Below are 25779 nucleotides of genomic sequence, written 5' to 3'. Positions count from 1 at the left end.
CTATTGATGCGTAACTCAGCTCAATGGCAAAGGGATAGACAGACCTTTTGCATACTAAAAAAATGAATGGGCGCCAAGCATACCCAAGCAGCCCTTCATTATGCAAATTTGCGCGCCTTTTTTTGTCACTTTCTTGCTAATAGTGAGCATTTATTAATCATATATAAGAATTAGCCTGTATTTTGCATACCACTAGCAATACCTGCCATGGTAATCATCAAGGCTTTATTCACTTCTGCATTTTCTTCGTCTTTACGACTGCGGTATAAAAGCTCTGCTTGAAGATAGTGCAATGGATCAATATAAGGATTTCGAACATCAATGGATTGCCGTATGGTTTTGTTGTCTTCAATCAACCGCTCTTGCTTCTTAAGTGTTTTTACCAGCTCACTCACCTGCTTTAATTTACTGCGCAGCAAACGCCCCAACCCTTGCAGCTCTTCATTAACAAGTCGCTTCTCATAATACTCCGCAATCTCAGGCTCTGCTTTTGCCAGAACCATGTCGAGCATGTCCAAGTACGCCCCAAAGAAAGGCCATTTTTTATGCATTTCTCGTAATTTTTCCAAATTGCCGGATTCAATACCTTGCTGTAGTGCGCTTTCTGCACCCAACCAAGCAGGCAGCATAAGACGTATTTGCATCCACGCAAAGATCCATGGAATCGCCCGTAAGCTTTCCACACCACCGTCCGAACGGCGACGAGCAGGTCGCGAACCTAACGGCAACTTAGCCAATTCTTGCTCAGGTGTTGTTGCTCTAAAGTAAGGGACAAAATCCTCATGACCTCGGACAATGGAACGATACTGGTTCATTCCCACTTCGGCCATTTCATCCATAATAGCGCGCCACTCTTCTTTTGGTGACTCAGCGGGGATCAGAGACGCTTCCATCACGGCAGAACAATAAAGCTCTAAAGACCGTACTGCGATATCAGGAATACCAAATTTGAATCGAATCATTTCGCCCTGCTCGGTCACTCGAATTGATCCATTCACCGAGCCCGGAGGCTGCGATAAAATTGCCACATGAGCAGGACCGCCGCCACGACCAACGGTGCCGCCACGACCATGGAACAAAGTAAGGTGAATACCGTGTTTCTGACAAAGGCGGGTTAATGCCTCTTGCGCTCGATATTGTCCCCACGTCGCGGCAATTTGTCCTGCGTCTTTAGCCGAATCCGAATAGCCGATCATCACTTCCTGACGACCATTGATGTAGGCTTTATACCAAGGTAAAGAAAACAATTGTTCAATGATAGGTTCCGCATTATCCAAATCCGCAAGGGTTTCAAATAAAGGCACTATTCGCATAGGAAAACTAACGCCAGATTCTTTCAGCATGAGAGCAACGGCTAAGACATCTGATGGCGCACTGGCCATAGAAATAACGTAGGAGCCAAACGAGTTCTGCTGACCTTTTGATATCATAGAAAAGGTATCAAGAACTTCTTTTACTTCCTCCGTCGGCGTCCATTCCATAGGCAATAACGGACGCTTTGAATTCAATTCTGTCAGCAAAAAGGCTTGTCGAGACGCTTCATCCCATTCGGCATAGTCACCCAATCCATAAAAGCGGGTAATCGCTGACAAAGCATCAATATGACGAGAGGCGTCTTGGCGAACATCCAAACGCACCAAGGTGGCACCAAAGGTGGCAGCACAGCGAATTAAGTCGAGCAACGAGCCATTCGCGATCACTTTCATACCACAATCTAATAAAGACTGGTAACACAGCATGAGATCATCAGTCAGTTCTTGAATATCAAGAAAAATAGGCTCATCGGACGTCGGCTCACCATCCAAACAGGCTTTCGCCCAGTTTTTGGTTGCGAGCATTTTATTTTCTAAATGCCGTAATACTTCACGGTAAGGTTGAGAGCTGCCACCTACTCTTGCACGCAAAGCGGCATTACATTGCGTCATAGAAAACTCAGAGCGCAATACATTTAAATCTTTTATGTAGAGATCTGCCGCCATCCAGCGGGCTAACAGCGTCACCTCTTTGGTCACTTTATGCGTCACATTTGGATTGCCGTCTCGATCTCCGCCCATCCAGGTCGCAAAACGAATTGGGGCTAAATCGAGAGGCAAGCGCTCGTCTGTGGAAAATTGTTCAAACTGTTCATCAAGCTGGCGAAAAAAACGTGGTACGGCTTGCCATAAAGACTGCTCAATAACAGCAAAGCCCCATTTTGCTTCATCTACTGGTGTTGGTCGATCTTCTCGAATTTCATCCGTGTGCCAAGCCTGTGTAATAATTTCTTTCAAGCGGCGGATGTGTTTTGTTTCTTCTAGCGGCAGAATATTGTCTTTGTCTAATGCTTCTAGTTCACTGGAGATATTGTCGTATTTTCGAATCAGCGAACGACGTACTACTTCCGTCGGGTGAGCGGTTAGAACCAATTCAATGGATTGAGACTGCAGCGACTCAATCATTTGATCTGCAGTAAAGTTCTGCTTAGAAAGGCGTGCTAATAAATCACCAATTGGGTTGTGATATACGCCCAAGCTTTCATTCGTGCGTCGACGATGCACACGGTGATATTGCTCTGCAATATTAGACAGGTTTAGGAATTGATTAAATGCCCTTGCAACAGGCACTATTTCTTTATCGTCTAATGCCTCTAACGCTTGAATGAGCGCCGCAGAATCACCAGATTGGCGCCCATCTTTCGAAAGTAATCGGATGTTTTCTACTTTTTCGAGAAAGCCTTCTCCTAGGTGGTTGCTCATGCTTTCGCCAAGACAATCCCCCAGAAGCCTAACATTTTCGCGTAATGACGCTTGACGATCACTCACTTCACTCTCCTAAACAGTTCCAATAACGCAATAAACAACGCGTTTTCAACCTATTTTACGATAATCAAGCCTACAAACCTTCGTGTTTAGCTTGCTCCCAATAACGGTCTAATTCTTCCAAAGAACAATCTGTTAACGCTTTACTCTGTGCCGTCACAATACTTTCTATCCTAGCAAAGCGACGACGGAATTTAATATTTGTTTTATTCAATGCCACATCGGGTGAAACATCAAGATGGCGAGCTAAATTACTAACGGCAAATAACACGTCACCCATTTCTTCCTCAACATGAAGGTCACTCTTTTCCTTCATTGCCTCTTCGAGTTCGTCTAACTCTTCTCTGATTTTATCAAATACTGGCGCCACGTCTGGCCAATCAAAACCCACTTCCGCGGCCTTTTTTTGAATTTTTACCGCCTGCATTAACGCGGGCATAGACACAGGAACACTCGATAAAAGACCATCGTCTGATGGCCCTTTTTCTTGTGCTTTAATCGTCTGCCATTGCTCTGCTATTTCCTGATCCGTTAGCGATGTAGGTTCGCCAAAACGGGTAATATCCCCTTCAGGAAACACATGAGGATGACGACGAAGCATTTTTTCAACAATACCAGATACAACGTCGTCAAAATGAAAGTGTTGCTCTTCCTTGGCTATTTGTGCGTAGAAAACCACCTGAAAAAGTAAATCCCCTAGTTCTTCTTTTAAATGTTCAACGTCGTCGCGCTCAATCGCATCCAACACCTCATAGGTTTCTTCAAGTGTGTATGGTGCGATGCTTTTGTAGGTTTGCTTTTTATCCCACGCACAACCAAATGCCTCGTGGCGCAGGCATTCCATTAGGTATTGCAGCGTTTCCATGGGATTACTCAAAAATCTTTCTCTCTAAATACATTCGATACATTAGGCAGCTGATTAATACGATGTAATAACTTACTTAATACCCCCAACTCGCCGACTTCTATCGTAAAACGTATCGTCGCCATGTGGTTTTCTTTGGCTGATAAGGTGTTCATCGATAACAAATTTACTTTCTCGTTTGCGAGCAATCCGGTGATATCATTGAGCAACCCCGTTCGATCGTATGCTTCAACCTGAATATTTACAGGGTATTGATTATCAAGCTGCTCTCCCCAATTTACATCGACAATTCGTTCTGGCTCATCCAGCGCCAACTGCACTATATTAATACAGTCTTGGCGGTGCACAGAGACGCCACGCCCCTGAGTAATAAAACCAACGATATCGTCACCAGGAATGGGAGTACAACACTTCGCCATTTGCGTCAGTAACTTACCTACACCAAGAATATGAATGTCATTATCAGACGATTTATGACGACTCTTCTTCAATCGAATCGGGCGAGTCGGCGCAATGTCACCATCAATGCTATACAAATCATCGATAACGCGAAGCACTCGAGACAACTGAATATCACCTGCACCAAGCGAGACAAATACATCACTGGCACTTGAGTAGCTGAAACGAGAGGCAATTTTTTGGAAATCGATTCGGCTGTCTTCAATGCCTAGGCGTTTTAATTGTTTATCTAATAGAACTTTACCGGCATCGAGATTTTTCTCACGATCTTCTTTTCTAAACCAGTTTTGTATATTGGCGCGAGCGCGACTGGTTTGAACATAGCCCAACGTTGGATGTAGCCAATCGCGGCTTGGCCCACCCTCTTTTGTGGTTAGGATTTCAACTTTGTCACCCGTTTTTAAGTGCGTAACAAGAGAAATAATCTTGCCGTTTACTTTCGCGCCACGGCAACGATGTCCAATTTCGGTATGCACTCGATAAGCAAAATCTACCGGCGTTGCATTGACCGGTAAATCGACCACATGCCCTTCTGGTGTAAAAACGTAAATACGATCTTGCTCAATATCACTACGCACTTGTTCGGATAAGGACTCTAAATCCCCTTGCACTTCATGGAAGTCTAAAATAGTTCTTAGCCACTGAAGTTTTTCTTCGTAACTGGTGCTGTTTGAACTTAAATCCGTTCCTTTGTATTTCCAATGCGCACAAACGCCCAGTTCTGCATCTTCATGCATTTTATGAGTTCGGATCTGGATCTCTAATGCACGACCTTGAGGGCCAATAACCGCGGTATGTAAAGACTGATAACCATTTGACTTAGGATTACTAATGTAATCATCAAACTCTTGAGGAATAGGTCGCCATAGGTTGTGCACGATACCGAGAACGCCATAACACTCCATTGGTTCATTGACCAATATGCGCACTGCTCGTACATCATATACTTCATCAAAACTAATGTTCTTGCGCTTCATTTTGCGCCAAATACTGTAGATGTGTTTTGCTCTTCCCATTAAATCGGCATGGATGTTAATGCCTTTTAAGCGTTCATCTAATAGAGTGATAACATCGTCTATGTACTGTTGACGATCAAGGCGCTTTTCATCTAGTAAAGTCGCAATGCGTTTATAATCAGAAGGGTAAAGGTAACGAAAAGAAAGGTCTTCAAGCTCCCATTTGATATGACCAATGCCTAGACGATGGGCCAATGGCGCATAGACACTCTGAACTTCCAGCGCCACAGCAACGCGGCGATCTTCATCTTGATGTTTGGCTTCTTTTATCGCACACGCGCGCTCAGCAAGCTTTATCAGTACCACGCGCACATCATCAATGATGGACACCAGCATCTTGCGCAACGACTCAAGTTGGTTTTCGTTGCTACCAAGCACTTCTGCTGCGGTATCCGCCGTCAGATTCTTGGACACCTCCCCCATCCTGATAACCCCCTCAATAAGAGAGGCAACTTTGCGACCAAACATATCGACCACACGAGAAATCGGTAATTGATCTTCTCGAACAACACGGTACAAAGCCGCCGCAACCAATGAGTCTTGGTCAGCTCGAAAGCCAGATAAGATTTCAACCATCTCAAGACCCGCACGAAAAGTGCTCGCTTGTGCCCCCCAATAAGACGGCCGCGCACATTGCAATTCGGCTTGACGAGCCAGTTCACAGGCCATACGCAAAGGAACACGCGCACTGTCATCAATCAAATGGGAAAAATGCCCCATCCAACCATCAATATCGACACTGCCATCTTCTAATACAGGATGATCTTTTCTTACCGTTACCATCTATCCGTCCTTCAATTTACTTCTTTTTTTGCAACAGCATCATGGTTTCAACATGCGACGTTTGAGGGAACATATCCATCAAACCCACACGTAAAACACGATATCCTTTTGCGGTCAAATATTCAGCATCCCTTGCTAACGTAGAAGCATTGCAAGAAACATACAATATTTGCGTCGGTCCAATTTTAATTACGGTATCCAAAAATTCAAATGCGCCAGCACGAGGAGGATCCAGTAATATTTTGCTAATTTTTTGCTTTATAAACGCATCCGCAACCGGCTGAGTCAAATCAGCAGCGACAAAGGTAAGATTATCAAAGCCGTTAGATCGCGCATTTTCTCGCGCGGCTTCAACCATGCTTTCCTGAACCTCTACACCAATAACAGAGTTCGCAAGCTGTGCGAGTGGCAACGAAAAATTTCCGACGCCACAGAACAAATCCAAGACCACATCTTGCTTGTTCGGACTTAACCAGTCCATAGCCTGCGAGACCATTTTTTGATTCATGGCCGCATTGACCTGAATAAAGTCCTGAGGGTGATACGTCAATCTCATATCCCCCAGATCATAATGTCGCATTTTCTCCAGCGACACTTCAGCCTTGCTCGCTTTTGGTGCTTGCCAATACAGAGCGGCCTGTTCTTTTTCCGCCCAGTTTTCCCAGCTTTGCTTCAGCCCATCAGGAAGAGAGGCCGTTAACCGAAACAATACCGAGACCCCTTTTGTGTCTTCCAATAACTCTATATGGCCTAACATTTTAACCAAATCATTGCCTAACAACGCGACTTTTAAGGAAGAAAATATGGTTTGTAATGCGCTTGTCAGAACCGCGCAATTTTCTATCGACACAATGTCTTTAGATGCCTTACCACGAAAACCGAGCGACAACGTTCCATTTTTACTGTCAACGGCAATACGTGCTCGACGACGATATTGTGTGGAACGATCAGACAAGACTTCAAGTTCTTGGTTTGAAATAAGGTTACGCAATTGTCCTTTCAGCCAATCGGTTTTTGAAGAAAGTTGCTGCTCATCATTCAAATGCTGGAAGCTACAACCACCGCAGACGGTGAAGTGCTGGCAAGAAGGGTCAACGCGAAAAGGGCTTGGTTCCATGATTGCGGACAAAACAGCCTCATCGAAACGACGACCTGTTTTGGTGATTTGTGCAGAGACGGTTTCACCAGGTAAAGCGCCATCGATAAAAACGACCTTTCCTTGCAAACGGGCAACGCCTTTGGCTTCGTGGGTCAAGCCGTCCACATTAAAGGTCTGCACGGGGCCGATAGGCTGTGCTTTCACTGGGCGACGTGACGGTGTTCTTCTTCTCAAAGGTGACTCTCTTTTACTAAATTTAGATTAAACGCATCGCATTCTATCGCATCTACCTACAGATCTACACGCTTAAAGAGAGCCTTACCGATACCTTATTGATCACTTATCCATCAAACACACCGGTCGATAAGTAACGGTCTCCTCGATCGCACACCACCGCAACGATAACGGCATTATTTAGCTGTGTAGACAGTTCTAAAGCCATCGCCACAGAACCACCGGAAGACACGCCACAAAAAATCCCTTCTTCTTTTGCCAATCGGCGCATCGTGATTTCCGCCGCGTCTTGTGAGACATCCATAACCCTGTCCACTCGAGTTTCATCAAAAATAGAAGGCAAATATTCCTTATTCCAACGACGAATACCGGGAATATTGGAACCATCTTGTGGCTGTAGCCCAATAATCTGAATGTCTTTATTTTGCTCTTTTAGATAATGTGACACGCCCATAATGGTGCCTGTTGTCCCCATTGAGCTCACAAAGTGCGTCACGCTACCTTGCGTTTGCTGCCATATCTCTGGGCCTGTCGTTAGGTAATGCGCATTCGGGTTGTCTTGATTCGCGAATTGATTCAAAACAACGCCCATGCCTTGATCTTGCATTTCTTGAGCAAGGTCTCTCGCTCGCTCCATACCACCTTCGGCTTGTGTTACCAGATGCAGAATCGCGCCATACGCCGTCATCGCCGACTTACGTTCTTGGCTCATGTTATCAGGCATAATTAAGTGCATCTTGTAGCCTTTGATCGCCGCCACCATGGCCAAAGCGATGCCAGTGTTTCCACTGGTTGCCTCTATCAAGCTGTCGCCCGGCGTTATAGCGCCACGACGCTCAGCTTGAAGAATCATATTCAAAGCAGGACGGTCTTTTACGGAACCCGCTGGATTTTGTCCTTCAAGTTTTAACAAAATTGTATTACTTGGATTTGGATTGATACGCTGTAAGCGAACCAAAGGAGTTTGTCCAATTAAGGACTCAATGCTAGGGTACTGGATCATATAAAAACTTCATTGACATTGATGACATAGGGAATGAAACTTAACGCGCTACGTCTATTTAAAAACACTTACGCTAAACAGTACAATAAGAAAGCGTTATAAACTTAGTTTCACATTCGCATTCTAGGTAAAAGCTATGCTGGTAACACGCATTTTCGCTCTGTTTTTTTTATTACTGACGATTACTGGTTGCGAAAACGCCACTGAAAATCTCTCTAAACTAGAGAACGTTGAACTCAGAAAAAAGTGGCGTGAATGCGCCTATATTCAAGCGCCATCAAACAGTGAACAAAAGGCATGCAGCCACTATGAAAGAGAATGCACACTGCGCAAAGACGAAGGCAATCTAGCCTGCTATTAACTCGCGAGCCCAAGCCTTAGTATGATAAAACATTTTTTTCAAAACTTTCCTACATTTAGCCTAAGCAACAAGCTCTTCTGGGCATTATTCGCCCCAGTTCTTGCCGTTTCGATACTCGCGGCCACGTTTCTAATTTCTACCCGCTTTACGGATTTAAACCAAAACTTGTACGAACGCACGTCCTACATCACCGAACAAGTTGCCACTACCAGCGAGTATGCCATTGTGTTCTCCGATCAAAACATGATGTATCGGATACTGCAAAATGCACTAAACAACGGCGACATAAGCAGTGTTCAGCTGTTCAACAGCGAACAAAAAATCATTGCTGAATTAGGCAAAGCGCCTATCTCTGTGAATACACCTTTTCCCGAGAACAACTTTATAAAAGAGCACGCCGATTACTTGGAATCGATCAGCGCTATTCACTATTCAAGCAACTCGCTCGATGGTGTGTTTAATGGTCAAACCAATTTATTTATCCCACTTGAACAGCGAAATCTTATTGGCTGGGTCAAAATCGAAGCCAATAAATCAGTGATTACGATCGAAAAATATCAGTACGCAGGACTCGTGATTTTCATCTTACTCCTTTTTAACGTCCTGACCATTTTAGGCGCATTCCATATTTCTCAGACCTTAACACAACCCATCAATCGATTAGCAGGATCGTTAAGTAAGTTGGTGAAAGGTCAGTTTTCTACTGCAAAGTTGATGAAACTCCCCCCTGAGTATTCGGCACTTCAAAAAGACCTACTCGACTTAACCGAAAGATTAGAGCATCACAATGACGAGTTGGTCGCAGGCATCGAACAATCAACAGAAGACATTCGGCGCAGTATGGACAGTATGGAAGAAAAAAGCGCCCAGCTGCACATTGCCAATCGCGAAGCGATGGAATCTAACCGATTAAAGTCGCAATTCCTCGCCAATATCAGCCACGAGGTTCGCACGCCGCTGAACGCCATTCTGGGTTACACAAAAACCTTACAAAAAGACATCACAGACACGCAGCAGCGCTTTTATGTGGACACCATCGAACAATCCACCAATAGCTTGCTCGCTATTATTGGCGATATCTTAGATTTTTCAAAAATCGAAGCTGGAAAACTAAGCCTCGAAAGCAACCACTTCAACCTCAAAGCACTGATTGATGATGTGTATCAAACGCTAAGCATCAATTTATTAACCAAAGAGAAGCAAATCGACTTGGTGCCTGAGTTTAGCCAAGACGTGCCTGAATGGTTCATTGGTGACAGCACTCGAGTCCGCCAAATTTTAACCAATCTGATTGGGAACGCGATTAAATTCACACACCAAGGCTCCGTTCGCACCAAAGTCTCACTTACCGCTCAAAACGCCCAAGACATTACATTGTCGTTCCAAATTATCGATACGGGAATCGGCATTGCGGAACACAAAATCCATCGATTGTTTAAGCCTTTTTCGCAAGTAGACACCAGCACCACCAGACAGTTTGGCGGCACAGGACTCGGCCTAGTCATTACCAAAAAGCTGGTTGAACAAATGCATGGAAAAATTGAAGTCAGCAGCGACCCAAGTATTGGCTCTACCTTCCGTTTTACCATCAACCTAAAAGCATCACAGAAAACGAACAGCACGAAAGCCAGCCTTAATCGCCATATTCTATTGTTAGAGCCAAGTGCAACGTATAAAAGCTACCTAAATAGCTACTTAAAGAGCATTGGGGTCAGCTGTATCGCGTGCTCGGATTTAGAGCAGATGGTCGCCATTCTAAACAAGCAGCATGACAATATTGACGCTATCTTGTTCAGCGTAATGCCTGATAATCAGAGCGTTGCAGAGGCAAGAGAACTGGTCAGTTATTCAGCTCAGCAATTTACGATTCCTTGCATACTTATGATTCAACCTCCAGGTCAAATAACCCACTACCCGGATCTTAAAAAACTGTGCAGCGACATTCTTCTCAAGCCAATCAGCCACGACCGCTTGTACAGCGCCTTACAAAACCTCAACAACACCGCGCTTCCGCTTGCAGACCATCCATTAAAAGCGGACATGCCAAATGAAAAAATAAAAGGTCTTAAAATATTAGCCGTAGATGACTCACCAATAAACTTGCAGCTTTTGAGTCATTGGTTAACACCGATCGGCTTAGACGTTTCCTTGGCTTACAGCGGACAGCAAGCGATCAACATGGCGGCTCGTGAGACGTTTGATATGATCTTTATGGACATTCAAATGCCTGAAATGGATGGCATGGAAACAACCCAAGCGCTGCGAAAAATGGAAGATTACGTAAACACACCCATTATCGCATTAACAGCCCACGCGCTAGGCTCAGAGCAACAACAAATACTCGCCAGCGGCATGAATGCTTACTTAACCAAACCCATCGATGAAGAACTTCTCATTAGCACCATTGAAACTTGGTGCTCAAATACGGAATCCTTTCAGGATCAAGTAGACGCCAAATTAGTCGGTATTTTCGACTTAGAAAAAGCCTTAGCAATCGTCGACGGCAAAGAAGACATCGCAAAAGAAATGTTTGATATGCTAGCTGACACGCTGGATGCAGAGAAAAAATTGGTTCAGCATCACTTAGAAAACCAAGACACTGAAAAACTGATCGAGGTCGTGCACAGAATACACGGCGCCTCTAAATACACAGGGACAATCAACATCGCGCGTCACGCGGGATTTTTAGAAACACACCTAAAAGAATTAGGTTTAGAAGACGCCGATGGTGTAGCAGAAGATTTTATTGACGCAATAGAAGAACTGCTCAGTCACCGACAACTTATTCCTTGGACTCAACCTTTAGATTCAAGCACCACAAAAGCCTGAGCGTAGGCTTTTTCATCCGTCAAACTTAAATGCCATGAAATAGGAAAGTCGTAACGCGCCGTTATAATAGCGTCGACTGTCAACACAGGCTGGCCCGTTGATAAATTACTCACACTAAAGTGCTGAAAACTAACGCCCGAGCCGATGCCTGTTCCCAACGCTTTTACAGCAGCTTCTTTGGCCGCAAAACGCTTAGCAACAAAAGCATTCGCCTTTTCAAGGTTACTAATTTCAGACCAGCGTTGCTTTTCGTCTGCCGTTAAAATTCGATCAATAAAGCGTTCACCTAAACGTTCAATTGACTGTGCTATACGAGCGATATCAACCAAATCTGTACCAACACCAATAATCAAAAATCACTCCTTAACATAACCTAATCATCACAAAGCCCGAAAAATGGGCACACCTAAATGTCGTTCACCTTGAAAAGGCTGTTTTGGTAATAACCGTCGAGACACCACTGGCTTGCCATTTAACAGACTGTCTAACCAGTTACGATGCAATTCTTTCGCTAAGCTCAACACCTGCTTATCCATCCATTTGCCCGCATGGTAATCCAGAGCGACTCCACCCTCGACAAACAACATCGGCATTTGTTTCGGTGTTTCACCGTAATAAGGCCGTAAACCAAACTTATAATGAAACTGATAAAGCTGACGAGGTTCAACCGATTCTCCTCGCCCAGTGGAGACCATATTGATTCCCACACCGAGTTCCGAAAATAAACCCACCTCAAAACGTCTTAATAAAGGAGCAATCGGCGCCCCAGAGTACAAACTCTCAATGAGCCACTTATATAAGGTAAAAACATCAGGTAAGGGTAGATTGGTGGGTAACAATTTTTCAAGCAGCTCATGAGCATAGAAAGCCGCATACAAAGGCAAGCCTTCTAATGAATCGGCGGACTTCACCGATTCCAGGCTTTTCACTGTTTTTAAATCACTGCGCCCAACAAACTCTATTTCGTAACACAAAAAAGGCCCAGGTATCACCCGAGCCTCTTTTTTTGGCAATCGCCATACTCCCCGTATCAAACCATGCTCGAGTGTTAGCAAATCGAGCAAGATTTTACCGTCCTGAAAAGGGCGAGTATGAATAACATACGCCGAGACGCGCATCGAAATTATTCTTCCTGATAGCCTAAACTGGCCAGCGCACGCTCATCATCGGACCAACCTGAGCGCACCTTGATCCAGAGGTTCAACATCACTTTATGTTGAAATAGGTTCTCCATATCAATACGCGCTTCTTTGCCGATAAGTTTAATTTTATCGCCACGTTCACCGATAATAATGCGTTTTTGACCATTACGTTCGACTAAGATGAGCGCACTAATATGAATAGCAGACTCGTCATAGACAAACTCTTCGATCTGCACCGCCACTTCATAAGGCACTTCTTGACCAAGCTGACGAGTGATTTTTTCACGCACAATTTCAGCCGCTAGAAAACGAGAGCTGCGATTGGTAATTTGGTCTTCTGGGTAAAACTGTGTTCCTTCCGGAATATAGCTTTCAACCAAACGCTCAAGTCTGTCCAAATTGTTATTACGTAATGCAGAAATCGGCACAATCTGAGCGAAGTTCATACGATCAGATAAATTAGCAAGACGGGGCAATAGGTCTTCTTTTTGATCTAGCTGGTCGACTTTGTTCACGACCAAAATCACTGGGCAGCGTGCGTGCTTCACTTTTTGAAGAACCGATTCGTCTTCTTCCGTCCAACGGTCTGCATCAATCACAAACAACACCACATCAACGTCTTTTAATGCCGCCGCTGCCGTTTTGTTCATAATACGGTTAATGGCTTTCGTCTCTCCCAAATGCAAACCAGGAGTATCAACATAAATTGCCTGAACATGTCCTTCGGTTTTCACACCAAGAATCTGGTCGCGCGTGGTCTGAGGCTTACGTGAAGTAATGGATAGCTTTTGCCCCAAGATGTGATTAAGCAGCGTCGATTTGCCCACGTTTGGACGACCAACAATGGCAATATAGCCACAGTGCGTGATTTCAACTTCAACGTCAGACATTTTTCTTTTCCAGTTTTTTCAATGCTTTCGCAGCAGCATTTTGCTCTGCGATTCGGCGGCTATTGCCTTTACCTTCAATGGCGTCTTCACTCAGCTCAATAAAGCAATGAACAAAGAAGGTTTGATCGTGAGGCTCACCCACAATATTCACCACATCGTATTGAGGCAGCGCATGCTTGCGAGCTTGAAGGTATTCTTGCAACAATGTTTTTGAATCTTTCGTAACAACCTTTAACGAAGTCGCATCCAAACGAGACTTATACCATTCTAAAATATGCTGACGACACACATCCATGCCCGCGTCTAAATACATAGCACCGATAATACCTTCTACGGTATCGGCTAAAATAGAATCGCGTCTAAAACCACCACTTTTTAACTCTCCAGCACCCAACTTAAGGTAGTCCCCTAATTGGAATTCCCTTGCCAGTTCCGCCAGCGTGTCGCCTTTTACTAACGACGCACGAAGACGACTTAACTCGCCTTCTTTGGCTTTCGGAAAACGATGAAAAAGGTCTTCCGCAATCACATAGTTAAGGATAGAGTCACCCAAAAACTCAAGGCGCTCATTGTTTTTCCCACCAAAACTACGGTGCGTTAGCGCCAGTTCAAGCAGTCCAAGGTCAGCAAAAAAGTAACCTATTCGCCGACTCAGCTTCTGATACGATGAACTCAAAATTTCTCCAAAAAATACTTATTCAATCAAACCGTTATTTTTAAAACTTGGGATACTGAAAAACTCATCCCAATGCAGCCACACATAAAAAGCGCGACCTTTCATATTTTCATCTGGTACAAATCCCCAGAAACGACTATCAGCGCTGTTGTCGCGATTATCGCCCATCACAAAATAATGCCCTTTTGGCACGACCCAATCCCCTTCATGTGGCGTGAAACGGAAACTGTTATAGATGTCGTGCTGAACACCATTTAAATTTTCATTAAAAAGTTCCACCGGCTCCTGATTAGGATTCAAAGATATAGGCAGTTTTGCCAAAAACTCTTTGCTGACTTGCTCGCCATTTACCGTTAACTCTTTATTGTGATAACTCACCTTATCGCCAGGAAGACCAACCAAACGCTTAATGTAGTTTAGACTAGGATCCAGAGGATATTTGAAAACAACCACATCGCCGCGTTTTGGCTCCGTGGTTGGAATAATAGTGGTGTTTAAAACCGGTAAACGAAGACCGTAGTCAAACTTATTAACCAGAATAAAATCGCCAATTTTTAGCGTCGGCAACATGGAACCTGATGGAATCTGAAAAGGTTCAACGACAAACGAGCGAAGACCAAAGATAACCGCAATGATAATAAAGTACGATTTCACTTCCACAACCAGTCTCGGTGTGTCGGCTAAACGTTGTTGTGCCTCTTTGTTTACCGCACTACGAGTTTCCGGCGCCATGTTTGCCAACACCACTTTTCGCTTTGGCAAATACACAATACGGTCGTAAACCCAGAAGATACCCGTCACTAAAAACGCAATGGCCAGTATCAATTCGAAATCAAAACCCATACTTCATTTCTCCATCAAGGTGCACATCGGCACCGGTTGATTATCTGGCTAGCTGTCCAATTGCAAAACAGCAAGGAAGGCGGATTGTGGTACTTCCACATTACCCACTTGCTTCATGCGTTTTTTACCGTCTTTCTGCTTCTGCAAGAGTTTCTTCTTACGGCTTACATCACCGCCGTAACACTTAGCGATCACGTTTTTACGCAATGCTTTAACGGTCGTTCGAGAAATAACTTTGGCACCCACTGCGCCTTGAATTGCCACATCAAACATTTGACGTGGAATTAAGTCTTTCATTTTTTCACACAGAGCACGGCCTTTATACTGCACATTGTCTTTGTGCATAATAAGCGCCAATGCGTCTACGCGCTCACCGTTGATCAAAATATCCAAACGGCAAAGAGGAGCAGCATTAAAGTGAGAAAAACTGTAATCCAAAGACGCAAAACCACGGCTACAAGACTTCAATTTATCAAAGAAATCCATTACCACTTCGTTCATTGGTAACTCGTAACGTAATTGTACTTGTCGACCAACGTATAACATGTCCTTTTGAACACCACGCTTTTCAATACACAAGGTAATTACGTTGCCTAAATATTCCTGTGGCACCAATATATTGGCTTCCACGATAGGTTCACGCATTTCCTTAATGGTACCTGGATCGGGCATTTTTGATGGACTGTCGACATTGATCACATCACCGTTATTCAGTTCAATTTCATACACTACGGTTGGCGCTGTAGAGATCAAATCAAGGTTATATTCACGTTCTAAGCGCTCTTGAATGATCTCCATGTGCAACATGCCCAAGAAGCCACAACGGAAACCAAAACCCAAAGCGTCTGAGCTTTCTGGTTCAAAAAACAATGACGCATCATTCAATGTCAGCTTATTCAAAGCAACACGAAAGTCTTCATAGTCATCAGAACTAACAGGGAACAAGCCTGCATAAACTTGTGGTTTAACTTTTTGGAAACCCGCTAGCTGTGCAACATCTGGAGTCGAAGCATGAGTAATGGTGTCACCCACTGGCGCACCATGAATATCTTTAATACCCGCGACAACGAAACCCACTTCACCTGCTTTCAAGACGCCCGTTTCTTTGCGTTTTGGTGTAAAGATACCCGCCATGTCGACAGGGTGAGTCTGTTTGGTCGACTTGATGTAAATTTTGTCTTTCTTGCGCAATGTGCCTTGCTTGATACGAACAAGAGAAACAACGCCTAAGTAGTTATCAAACCAAGAGTCGATAATTAGGGCTTGCAGTGGCGCATCAACATCGCCTTCTGGTGGGGGAATCGTCGCGACTAAACGTTCAAGAACATCGTCAACACCCATGCCCGTTTTTGCAGAACACGTCACCGCATCCATGGCATCGATACCAATAATTTCTTCAATTTCAGCACACACACGTTCTGGCTCGGCCTGTGGCAAATCGATTTTATTCAGTACTGGCATGACTTCTAGGCCTTGCTCGATCGCGGTGTAGCAGTTAGCAACCGATTGAGCCTCTACGCCTTGCGCCGCATCAACGACCAGCAACGCACCTTCACAAGCGGCGAGTGATCGAGAGACTTCGTAGGAAAAATCCACGTGCCCAGGCGTATCGATGAAATTCAACTGATAGGTTTGCCCGTCTTTCGCATGATAGTCTAAGGTCACACTCTGGGCTTTAATCGTAATGCCTCGTTCACGTTCGATATCCATTGAATCGAGAACTTGAGCGGACATTTCCCGTTCACTCAAGCCTTCACAGGTTTGAATGAAACGGTCAGCTAGAGTGGATTTACCGTGGTCTATGTGCGCGATAATACTGAAATTTCGTATGTGCTTAAGATTATTAGAGGACACTATTTACTCACACTTTAAAAGCGATACTTGGATGATTACCTGTTGATAAATCGGTCAGATATGCACATTTTTCACTGCAAATGTTACATAAATTAGGTCGCACCATGATGCTGACTTAATGAAAAGAGTTATCGACAAGTTTTCAGGATAGAAATTGGCGAGCATTCTACCGAAAATCGAGCAAGGACTCCATTTATTTCAAAGATCAACAATGTGAGAGCCCATAAACCACGAACGGACTATTTTAAAAACAAGCCGCAATGATCGCTAAGGTAAGACGATGCCTTTCTCTTTAAGAATACGTTCGACTGTATCTACAGTAGCCTGAGTATGAGAGTCGATTTCAAGATTTACTCTGTCTCCTACAGAAATGGCGCCAAACGTGGTTAATCGAAGCGTTTCTGGAATCAAAGAAACCTCTAACCAATCATTGCCAATGTCGCTGATCGTCAAACTCGAACCATTTAATCCAACATAGCCTTTGTTAAACAAGTAACGTCGAGCATCGACTTCATTTTGGCGGTCTGTTGTAAAACGGATATGGACACTTTCTCCATTTTTTTCGACTCGAGAAACCGCCACAGACGTCATGATATGACCTGACATGATGTGACCACCAACCTCATCACCCATTTTCGCAGCGCGTTCAAAGTTAACCCTGTCGCCTGCTTGCAGCACACCAATATTGGTCAATGCTAAAGTGGTATCAATCACATCAAACGTCAGTACATCATGACCTATTTCAGCCACCGTCAAACAAACGCCATTAATAGCAACACTGGCGCCAAGTTGCTGACCCAACATCACACCTGCAGGAAAAATCACTTCCAAACGCTTATTGTGCCCAATTTGATTCGTACTCTGAACCGTCGCGATGCCTTGAACAATGCCTGTAAACATAATATTGCCTCTTAGGTGGGTCAAAAAATGAACCACACTTACTAAATAAAGTACGCCAAACCAACGACTGCAGAAGAAATGAACACCCATGAGCAAAGCAGCTGTTTGACTGGCTTAGCGTGAGTTATCATAGATTCACTAATAGGGTTATCCACAGGTTACGGGGATAACCAGTCGCTATGATAAATTCAAAATTCCAAACCCTACTAATGCGATCAATTTGTATTTTTTCAAGCCGTACCAAGTCAATTGCCCAATAAAAACCATCTCACTTCATTCATCAATCACGCACTTCCTCTCTAATTAGAAACAAAAAACCGCTCAATTGAGCGGTTTATATGACACAAAAATCAATCTCCCCTTATTTAGACAAGGCTTCTATCATCTCTTGTGTTACCAACGTAATGCCATCGGAATTCCGGTAGAAACGCGCAGCATCAGCAACGGCATCTTCACCAATCACGGTCCCTTCTGGAATGTGGCAGTCCGAATCGATCACCACTTTTGTTAATCGACAATGCCGCCCAATGTCACAGCGAGGCAACACAACCGATTTATTAACGTGGGAATAAGAGTTCACTCTAACATTATTGAATAGAATGGATTGCTCAACAGTGGAACCAGAAACAATACAGCCTGCCGATACAACAGAGTTCAGCGCCGTTCCAATACGCTCTTCGTAATTGTAATTAAACTTCGCCGCCGGGCGTTGATATTGAGTCGTGCGAATTGGCCAGTCTTCGTCGTATAAATCCAATTCTGGCGTCAAACGAGTCAAATCCATATTCGCTTCCCAATACGCAGTCAATGTACCAACATCACGCCAATACGGCGTGTCGGGATAACTTGTATTAGCGATCACACTTTGTGAAAAGTGGTGGGCTTTAATTTTGCTGCGCCCAACAAAAAAAGGAATCAAGTCTTTACCAAAATCATGGCTAGAGGCATCATCACTGGCGTCAGAACGTAAGTTTTCAGATAAAAACTTGGTATTGAATATATATATTCCCATGCTCGCAAGCGACACATCTGGATTGCCCGGCATCGTCGGAGGGTTCGAAGGTTTTTCTTCAAACGCGATAATATTATCGTTTTCATCAACGTGCATAATGCCAAACTGATCCGCTTCTTTTAGCGGCACTTCAATACAAGCCACGGTAACATCTGCACCACTTTCGATATGGTCTTTAAGCATCAGGCTATAGTCTTGTTTGTACACATGATCGCCCGCAAGGATCAATATGTATTCACTGTCTAAGCCATCAATCATGCTTAAGTTTTGAAAAACCGCATCCGCCGTGCCGCGATACCAATCGCTGCCTGTTTGCTGCTGAGCGGGCCACAACTCAATAAATTCGTTGAAGTCGGAACGCAGAAAATTCCACCCTCGTTGTACATGTTGATTCAAGGTATGAGATCGATACTGAGTGAGAACGGCAATGCGGCGCATGCCTGAGTTGATGCAGTTAGAGAGAGGAAAATCAATAATCTTATATTTCCCCGCGATTGGCACGGCGGGTTTGGAACGATTATCCGTCAACTGCTTTAGCCTTGATCCACGTCCGCCCGCTAAAATAATAGACAGTGTATTCATACGCGCTGTATTTAAATCCATGTGATGCCCTTAAAATTATTATCAACACACTCTAATTCGAAGTTTCATTTAGGTATACTCTGATCATTATTCCAAATCAATAAGATGCCTAAGAATGAAAATACTGTTTGCAGCCTCCGAAATTTACCCACTAATAAAAACTGGTGGACTGGCCGATGTTGCTGGCGCACTCCCTGTTGCTTTGAGAAAAAAAGGTCATGACGTCAAACTCATCATGCCAGCTTATCAAGGCATACTTGAAAAGGTAGCGCCTATTCAAAAGAGTATCAACCTAGGTAATCCTTTTGGCGTGGGCGACCTTCTCCTTCTTGAGACGCATATTCCTGAGAATGACACGCCTATTTGGCTACTACAATGCCAAGCACTCTACGAACGTGAGGACGGCCCTTATGTCGATAAGAACGGCATAGATTTTCCCGATAACCACTTACGCTTTGCCGCCCTATCATGGGCTACAGCAACATTAGCTTTGCATGGCGAACTGATGGATTGGCAGGCGGATGTACTTCATTTGAATGACTGGCAAACGGGCTTTGCGGCCGCGTACTTGGAAAGTTGGAAAACTGCACACATCCCGATTGTCACGACCGTACATAATTTACGTTACAACGGTAGTTTTGACATGGATCAATTTGCCGATACATTACTCTCACCAGAACTGCTCAGCATGCATGGCATGGAATTTTACGGCCGTTTTTCCGGATTAAAAGCAGGATTGGTTTACGCCGATGCCATCACGACGGTCAGCCCAACCTATGCACAAGAAATCTTAACGCCGGAATATGGCGACGGTTTGGACGGCACCCTTAGAGCAATGACAGAAAAACTCAGTGGTATTTTAAACGGCGTTGATTACGAACAATGGTCACCCGAAATAGACTCACTTATCCCTCACAAGTACAACCTAGAAACACTGAGCCAAAAATGCGAAAACAAACTGGCACTGCTACAAGAGAATGGATTATCAGAAGATTTAAGCAAGCCAGTATTTGGGGTTGTCAGCCGGTTAACCGAACAAAAAGGGTTGGATCTTGTTCTAAACGTAATGCCCGCTCTATTGGAAAAAGGCGCTCGACTTGTGGTTCTTGGTTCTGGGGATAAAGACCTTGAGTCAGGCTATTTAACCTTGCAAAAAAGCTATCCGGATCAAGTGTCCGTTCGCATCGGGTATTTTGAAGATTATTCCCATCGCCTCCAAGCTGGTATCGATGCGCTGCTCATTCCATCGCGCTTTGAACCCTGCGGACTCACTCAGCTTTATGCCCTAAAATATGGAACCTTACCCGTCGTCAGACAAACGGGCGGTCTCGCAGATACGGTATTTGAAGAGGGTAAAAAGCCCAATGGCTATGTTTTTAAAGAAGCCGACACCGCGGACTTAAGTGCCGCAATGGAACGCTGTATGGACGACTTTTATGACGGTACGAGATGGCAAGAAAGGCAAATGAATGCGATGCAATACGATCACAGCTGGGAAGCCGTAACCGACCAATGGATTAATCTGTATCAATCTTTACTGAATAAATAAAACGCCTTCTATAAGAGCGGACGATAGCCTTATCGTGCGCTCTTATTGCCTATTTTAGAGTGGTGTCTTCGCGACTGTGAGCGCCCCATTCCTGCACACCATCGATCAGTGCTTTTTCAGTAAAACCATCTTGTTTCATTTCCTGCAAAGCAATCGCAATGCGTCGCTTAATGTCTGTGTTATTGCACGATGATTTTTTAGACATGGTCAAATACAAGCCTTCACTGCTAATCGCTGGCAACACTGGAACAATCGCGTCCGATAAGTCCAGAATTGTGGCATAGGCATACGCTGGATTTTTTTCATACAGAACATAATCCACACGATCGGCGGCCAACATTTTCAGCGCTTGAGACAAGCTCGCTACGGCCAATATATTCAAGTTACGCTGGGCGTATTGGTCAAATTCTTGACCGAAACTGTTGTTTATCACCGTGACGCCCCATTTCCCTTCTAGATCTTCTTTTCGATTAAAGGCAAACGTCTTATCTTTTCGCTGCCAAACGACGCTCGTTGTATGCAGCATTACAGGCGTAAAGTAATCCATATAATCGGCACGCTCATTGGTATAAAACGCACCCGCCATTAAATCAACGCGACCATTCTTTACTTCGGTTTGCGCTCTAGACCAAGGGCCCACATGGATCAGTTCAATCGGGACATTAATGCGTTTACTAAGTTCGTCAATGATAAGACGATTCACGCCGTGCAAAGCGATTGAGCTTGCGTCTTCGCGCCACAAAAAAGGAGGGTATTCTGAATTTCCAGAAGCAGTAAGGACGTCACACGATACGGCTTGGGTTGAGGGTTCTTGCCCAGAAGCCATCCCCGTATAAAAAAAAGTCACTGTCATAAAACAGCTAATCATGTACGTATGCAGTCGCATATAGCACTACTTCCTTACAAGTAAAATTAAAATGACAAAGGACACTTTTTTATTCTGCAAATAAATAAACGATGTTATTTCCCAAGAGTGATCAAGCAATTCTGTTGCTAACATTTACCATAAAATCACCTTGCCGCTCGTAGCTTAAGACAAGCAAGAGAAAGGAAAGATGACTAACTCATTGATTTTCAACAATCTAAAAGGCTATATAAGAACAAAACAATTATCAATCAACTTTTTGTATTTTCATGCAACCGACGCTAGAAAGGCCATAAGCAAGACGTACTCTTTTTTGGTTCCGTTCCTAAAATAAAGGCCAACGACACCTTATCATCGCAACGATCTGCTGCTATTTCAAACTCACTGTTTAATACATTGAACCTCGCAGCACCATTCGGCAAGCCATCGGGCAATGATCGAGGGTTTACATTACGAGTGAAATCAATCCAAACTTTTTGCGCACCACTGCTGCCAGTGATGCTTAACGGCACGTTATCGTCATCCCCCAGCCAAACAACCGAAGAGTAATCGCCTGTGATGCCGACATACCAACTGTCTTTTTGTTGATTGGTGGTACCGGTTTTTGCGGCAAACTTCAAATTAGGAAACGCGGCTTGAGCGGCCCTTGCCGTTCCTATTTGTGGCGTTTTGGTCATACCGTCTAAGGTCACGGCGAGCAAGGCATCCGTAAAAGGCACATCATTTTGATGATCAAAACGCTTCATCATCTGATCATTTTGGTCCATCACGGCAAGCACCACACCCAATTCACTGCTTTGACCTTGTGAAGCAATTGGTTGATATAAGCGTGATACTTCAAACGGTGACAATTCTAAGGCGCCTAAAGCCATCGCAGGGCGCATTGTAAAAGGACGTTTCACGCCCAATTGGCGTAAGGTGTCCCCTACGCGTTCAAAGCCAATTTGGTGTGCCAAAGACACCGTCGCTAAATTGTAAGACTTAGCCATGGCTTCATAGAGATGTACCACACCATGCGTTTTTCTATCGTAATTCTCAGGCTCCCAAATTTGACTGCCCACCTTGAAACGCAAACGCTTATCTTCAATATTAGACCACCAAGTGTAGCGCCCTGTTGCCAACGCCGACAAATACAAAGGGGGTTTAACCAAAGAACCAATCGGCCTGACGGCTCCGAGCGCTCGGTTGAATCCGGTATAGTGCTGACCGCTAGAACCAACCACGGCACGCACTTGCCCTGATAGCCGATCAGTAACCACCATGGCACCTTGCAAGCCTTTCAGTTTAGAATCGCGTTTTTCTAATGCCGCGACCTGACGACGCATTGCCATACTGGCCGCCCGTTGCGCGCGTATATCCACGCCGGTATAAATTCGTAAGTTTTTCGTTGCCAAGGTTGTTTCATCAAAATCACGCGATAATTGCATCGCCACCAAGTCCAAATAATCGCCGTAAACAGAACGTTCTTTTTTCTTACTCGCCAAACGGATAGGCTGCTTGATTAAACGATTATAATCAGACACCGACAGACGTCCTTGGTCTTTTAATACCGCCAAGACAGTATTACGTCTGGCTTTGGCTCGATTTGGAGAACGCTCAGGGTTATACAAAGAAGGGCCTTTTACCATACCAACTAAAAGCGCAAATTCATCAATATTAAGCTCGTTCACGGGTCGACCAAAAAAATGCTGACTGGCGGCGGCAAAGCCATGCAATGCGCTGCTGCCGAGCTGAGCCAAATACACTTCATTCATATAGGCGGTAATAATCGCCTCTTTTGAATAGTGATATTCAAGCAATAGGCTCATTACGACTTCAGTAAGTTTTCTTGTATAAGTTCGTTCTGAGCTCAAATACATGTTTTTAACAAGTTGCTGCGTCAGTGTGGAACCACCCTGGCGACGTGCACCGTGAGTAAAGTTAACTACTATTGCACGAGCAATACCTGACAAAGAAATCCCCCAATGGTGATAGAAGTCCTGATCTTCTACTGCGACTAAAATATCAATTAATGGCGCGGGAATTTCATTGTACGTTAAGATTTGACGACTTTCCGTGTTACCGCCGTATAAGAAACCTATGCGCTGAGGCTCAATTCTCGCTTCACCGATTTCGTCGCCATTCAACGCTTGGATGATCAACCGACCATTTTGAAAAGAAAAAATTCGCCTTTCACTTTCATGAAAGCCAAGATGATCTACATAGGATCGTAAATGCGCACTGACTTTCGTTCGACTGCGCGCCGCCCACCCGACTTTTTGGCTGTTACGACCAAATCGATAACCCGTTTCTTCCAGAAGGTTTTCGAGGTCTTGCTTTTTCCAAGGTGCTCCGTTTATCAAAATGATAGGCGCACTGTAGACTTCTGACGGAACTTGCCACTTCTGCCCTTCAAAACGACTGACGACTTGTCCATTTAGCCACCAAACCCAAGCAGAAAAAGGAACACTCGTCACCAAAGCGACAATCAGCCCCCATTTAAAAAAGGCACGAAGAAGCCTCTTCAAAAAGGAAGGTTTTGGTGTTTTTTTCGTTTTAGTCGGGGACTTACGTGAAGGTTTTACCGGAGTTTTTTTAGCCATAGCGGGTTAGTATAAGGAGCTTGCTGTAAGCAGGCAACGAGCAAAAACAAACTAACTCAATTCTTACTTATTGACTCATTCCCCCTCGCGCTTTAGAGTCTTTGCTCACGGAAAGTTTATATAACTGGCATTTTCCTGAATTTTCTTCACTACGTCAGCGATAGAATTGAACAATACGTCATCCGTTTTATGTGACATTTACCTTAGCGTCCACATGATGACCAAGATCAATACTATTGAGATAAACAACAATCATTATAATAAAAAGTGCGGTACTCACGTGTTTAATAAACATCTTATACCTAATACGCAAAATATCCCTGAAGGCAAAGCACTCAACATCACCATTGAAGAGTACAGTTTCTTAGTCACAAAGCAGCAAGGTAAAATCATCGCTTATGAAAACCTCTGCCCACATCAAAAGAAACCGTTGGATGATGCTTCTGAACCGGCTCTCGATCCCGAAGGAGATTATTTGAAATGCCATCACCATGGTGCTCTTTTTTCACCTCAAGATGGTTCATGCATTACTGGCCCTTGTCAGGGAAGTCACCTTAAAAAAGCGACCATAGGAATAGAGCAAGGCAATTGTTATTTACTGTGGGCGTAAATCACCACTCAAACTCGGATTAACTTGAAAACATGCCCACATCAGCCGTGAATAACCGTACACCTCAAGCAACATTCGTCGCCTTGCTACTCATCACATTCAGCTTACTTTTTTTACCTTCTCGATCATTTGCGGCGTCCCTCCATCTCGCCGTCGCATCGAACTTCATATCGCCGATTAAACAACTCGCACAAGATTTCGAACAAGAAACCGGTCAATCGTTAACCTTATCGTTTGGCTCCTCAGGAAAGTTGTTTGCTCAAATTCAAAACAGCGCCCCTTACGATATTTTTCTTTCTGCAGATGTCGCCAAACCGCAAGCGCTTGTTCAATCCAATAACGCACTGCCTAATAGTCTCGTCATTTATGCAAAAGGGCATTTGGTTTTTTGGTCCGTCAACCCCATCTCATCTACATCACTTAAAGATGCCGTTCTCAACGCGAAACGTATTGCCATTGCAAACCCCAAACTTGCGCCATACGGCAAAGCCGCAGAAGAAAGTCTCACGTCTCTTTCTGTGTGGAATGACGCCAAGAAAAAAATGGTACAAGGTGAAAATATAGGCCAAACCTATCAATTCGTGTATTCACAAAATGCCGATGCGGGCTTTGTTGCCTTATCTCAAGTCCTTGCAGGCAAAACAAAAGGTCATGTGATAGACATTCCGAGCGACGCCTATCAGCAAATCAATCAAGCGGCCGTGATATTATCTCAGTCTCAAAACATAGAATTGGCACAAACCTTCATGGCATTTTTAATGCGTCCAGATATTCAAGCCAAAATAGTTCAGTTTGGTTACGCCGCAGAGCCACACTAGGCACATCGA

The 25779-nt window shown here is 44.3% G+C and carries 20 protein-coding genes; 5 read left to right on the top strand and 15 right to left on the bottom strand.

Going from position 1 to position 25779, the window contains the following annotated elements; genetic code table 11:
• Positions 1-170: 170 nt before the first annotated feature.
• The 5 genes from ppc to cysM form a co-directional block, all read right to left on the bottom strand.
• Positions 171-2801 carry a phosphoenolpyruvate carboxylase gene (gene ppc / locus D104_RS33910; protein WP_024025127.1) on the bottom strand — a complete coding sequence of 877 codons (2631 nt, stop codon included), beginning with the start codon at positions 2799-2801 and terminating at the stop codon, positions 171-173.
• A gap of 70 nt (positions 2802-2871) precedes the next feature.
• Entirely contained in the window at positions 2872-3675 is an 804-nt protein-coding gene (gene mazG, locus D104_RS33905) for a nucleoside triphosphate pyrophosphohydrolase (RefSeq protein WP_235075954.1), read from the bottom strand.
• Complete coding sequence (gene relA, locus D104_RS33900) at positions 3672-5921, bottom strand: GTP diphosphokinase (RefSeq protein WP_024025125.1); 2250 nt, start codon at positions 5919-5921, stop codon at positions 3672-3674. Before relA ends, mazG begins: the two co-directional genes overlap by 4 nt.
• A 16-nt stretch (positions 5922-5937) precedes the next feature.
• A complete protein-coding gene (gene rlmD / locus D104_RS33895) occupies positions 5938-7254 on the bottom strand; it encodes a 23S rRNA (uracil(1939)-C(5))-methyltransferase RlmD (RefSeq protein ID WP_024025124.1) in 1317 nt (438 codons plus the stop codon).
• Positions 7255-7360: 106 nt separating this feature from the next.
• The gene (gene cysM / locus D104_RS33890) at positions 7361-8257 is read right to left on the bottom strand and encodes a cysteine synthase CysM (protein ID WP_024025123.1); all 897 of its coding nucleotides are present in this window, start codon (positions 8255-8257) and stop codon (positions 7361-7363) included.
• Between the two features lie 136 nt (positions 8258-8393).
• On the opposite strand from cysM, the gene D104_RS33885 reads away from it, so the two are divergent.
• The gene (locus D104_RS33885) at positions 8394-8618 is read left to right on the top strand and encodes a hypothetical protein (protein WP_024025122.1); all 225 of its coding nucleotides are present in this window, start codon (positions 8394-8396) and stop codon (positions 8616-8618) included.
• 21 nt (positions 8619-8639) lie between these two features.
• The gene (locus tag D104_RS33880; protein ID WP_024025121.1) at positions 8640-11447 is read left to right on the top strand and encodes a response regulator; all 2808 of its coding nucleotides are present in this window, start codon (positions 8640-8642) and stop codon (positions 11445-11447) included.
• On the opposite strand, the gene acpS is transcribed toward D104_RS33880, so the two are convergent.
• The 8 genes from acpS to glgC all read right to left on the bottom strand — a co-directional run bounded on the left by acpS (position 11414) and on the right by glgC (position 19367).
• Complete coding sequence (acpS, locus tag D104_RS33875) at positions 11414-11800, bottom strand: holo-ACP synthase (RefSeq protein WP_024025120.1); 387 nt, start codon at positions 11798-11800, stop codon at positions 11414-11416. The genes D104_RS33880 and acpS overlap by 34 nt on opposite strands.
• A 27-nt stretch (positions 11801-11827) precedes the next feature.
• Positions 11828-12565, bottom strand: a complete 738-nt coding sequence (recO, locus tag D104_RS33870) for a DNA repair protein RecO (RefSeq protein ID WP_024025119.1) — start codon at positions 12563-12565, stop codon at positions 11828-11830.
• A gap of 5 nt (positions 12566-12570) precedes the next feature.
• Complete coding sequence (gene era, locus D104_RS33865; protein ID WP_024025118.1) at positions 12571-13479, bottom strand: GTPase Era; 909 nt, start codon at positions 13477-13479, stop codon at positions 12571-12573.
• Positions 13472-14155, bottom strand: coding sequence for a ribonuclease III (gene rnc / locus D104_RS33860; protein ID WP_024025117.1), 684 nt, complete (start codon positions 14153-14155; stop codon positions 13472-13474). The genes era and rnc overlap by 8 nt, the downstream gene beginning before the upstream one ends.
• Before the next feature lie 18 nt (positions 14156-14173).
• Positions 14174-14998, bottom strand: coding sequence for a signal peptidase I (gene lepB / locus D104_RS33855; RefSeq protein ID WP_024025116.1), 825 nt, complete (start codon positions 14996-14998; stop codon positions 14174-14176).
• A 48-nt stretch (positions 14999-15046) separates the two neighbouring features.
• Positions 15047-16852 (bottom strand): translation elongation factor 4, encoded by a 1806-nt coding sequence (lepA, locus tag D104_RS33850; RefSeq protein WP_024025115.1) that lies wholly within the window; start codon positions 16850-16852, stop codon positions 15047-15049.
• A gap of 267 nt (positions 16853-17119) precedes the next feature.
• Positions 17120-17752 (bottom strand): riboflavin synthase, encoded by a 633-nt coding sequence (locus D104_RS33845; RefSeq protein WP_024025114.1) that lies wholly within the window; start codon positions 17750-17752, stop codon positions 17120-17122.
• 361 nt (positions 17753-18113) lie between these two features.
• Positions 18114-19367 carry a glucose-1-phosphate adenylyltransferase gene (gene glgC, locus D104_RS33840; RefSeq protein WP_024025113.1) on the bottom strand — a complete coding sequence of 418 codons (1254 nt, stop codon included), beginning with the start codon at positions 19365-19367 and terminating at the stop codon, positions 18114-18116.
• Positions 19368-19461: 94 nt separating this feature from the next.
• Here glgC and glgA point away from each other — a divergent pair, with 94 nt between their 5' ends.
• Positions 19462-20895, top strand: a complete 1434-nt coding sequence (gene glgA / locus D104_RS33835) for a glycogen synthase GlgA (protein ID WP_024025112.1) — start codon at positions 19462-19464, stop codon at positions 20893-20895.
• 49 nt (positions 20896-20944) lie between these two features.
• Here glgA and D104_RS33830 read toward each other — a convergent pair whose 3' ends face one another.
• The gene (locus D104_RS33830) at positions 20945-21748 is read right to left on the bottom strand and encodes a substrate-binding periplasmic protein (RefSeq protein WP_235075953.1); all 804 of its coding nucleotides are present in this window, start codon (positions 21746-21748) and stop codon (positions 20945-20947) included.
• Between the two features lie 293 nt (positions 21749-22041).
• Entirely contained in the window at positions 22042-24267 is a 2226-nt protein-coding gene (locus D104_RS33825) for a transglycosylase domain-containing protein (RefSeq protein WP_235075952.1), read from the bottom strand.
• Positions 24268-24556: 289 nt separating this feature from the next.
• Between D104_RS33825 and D104_RS33820 the strand changes: the two genes are divergently transcribed.
• Entirely contained in the window at positions 24557-24952 is a 396-nt protein-coding gene (locus D104_RS33820; RefSeq protein WP_024025109.1) for a Rieske (2Fe-2S) protein, read from the top strand.
• 32 nt (positions 24953-24984) lie between these two features.
• Complete coding sequence (modA, locus tag D104_RS33815; protein ID WP_024025108.1) at positions 24985-25770, top strand: molybdate ABC transporter substrate-binding protein; 786 nt, start codon at positions 24985-24987, stop codon at positions 25768-25770.
• Positions 25771-25779: the final 9 nt, after the last annotated feature.

This window comes from Marinomonas profundimaris, assembly GCF_000508165.1.
GTDB lineage: Bacteria > Pseudomonadota > Gammaproteobacteria > Pseudomonadales > Marinomonadaceae > Marinomonas > Marinomonas profundimaris.
The sequence above is the reverse complement of the archived record's forward strand: the minus strand, read 5'-3'. Positions and strand labels throughout refer to the sequence as shown.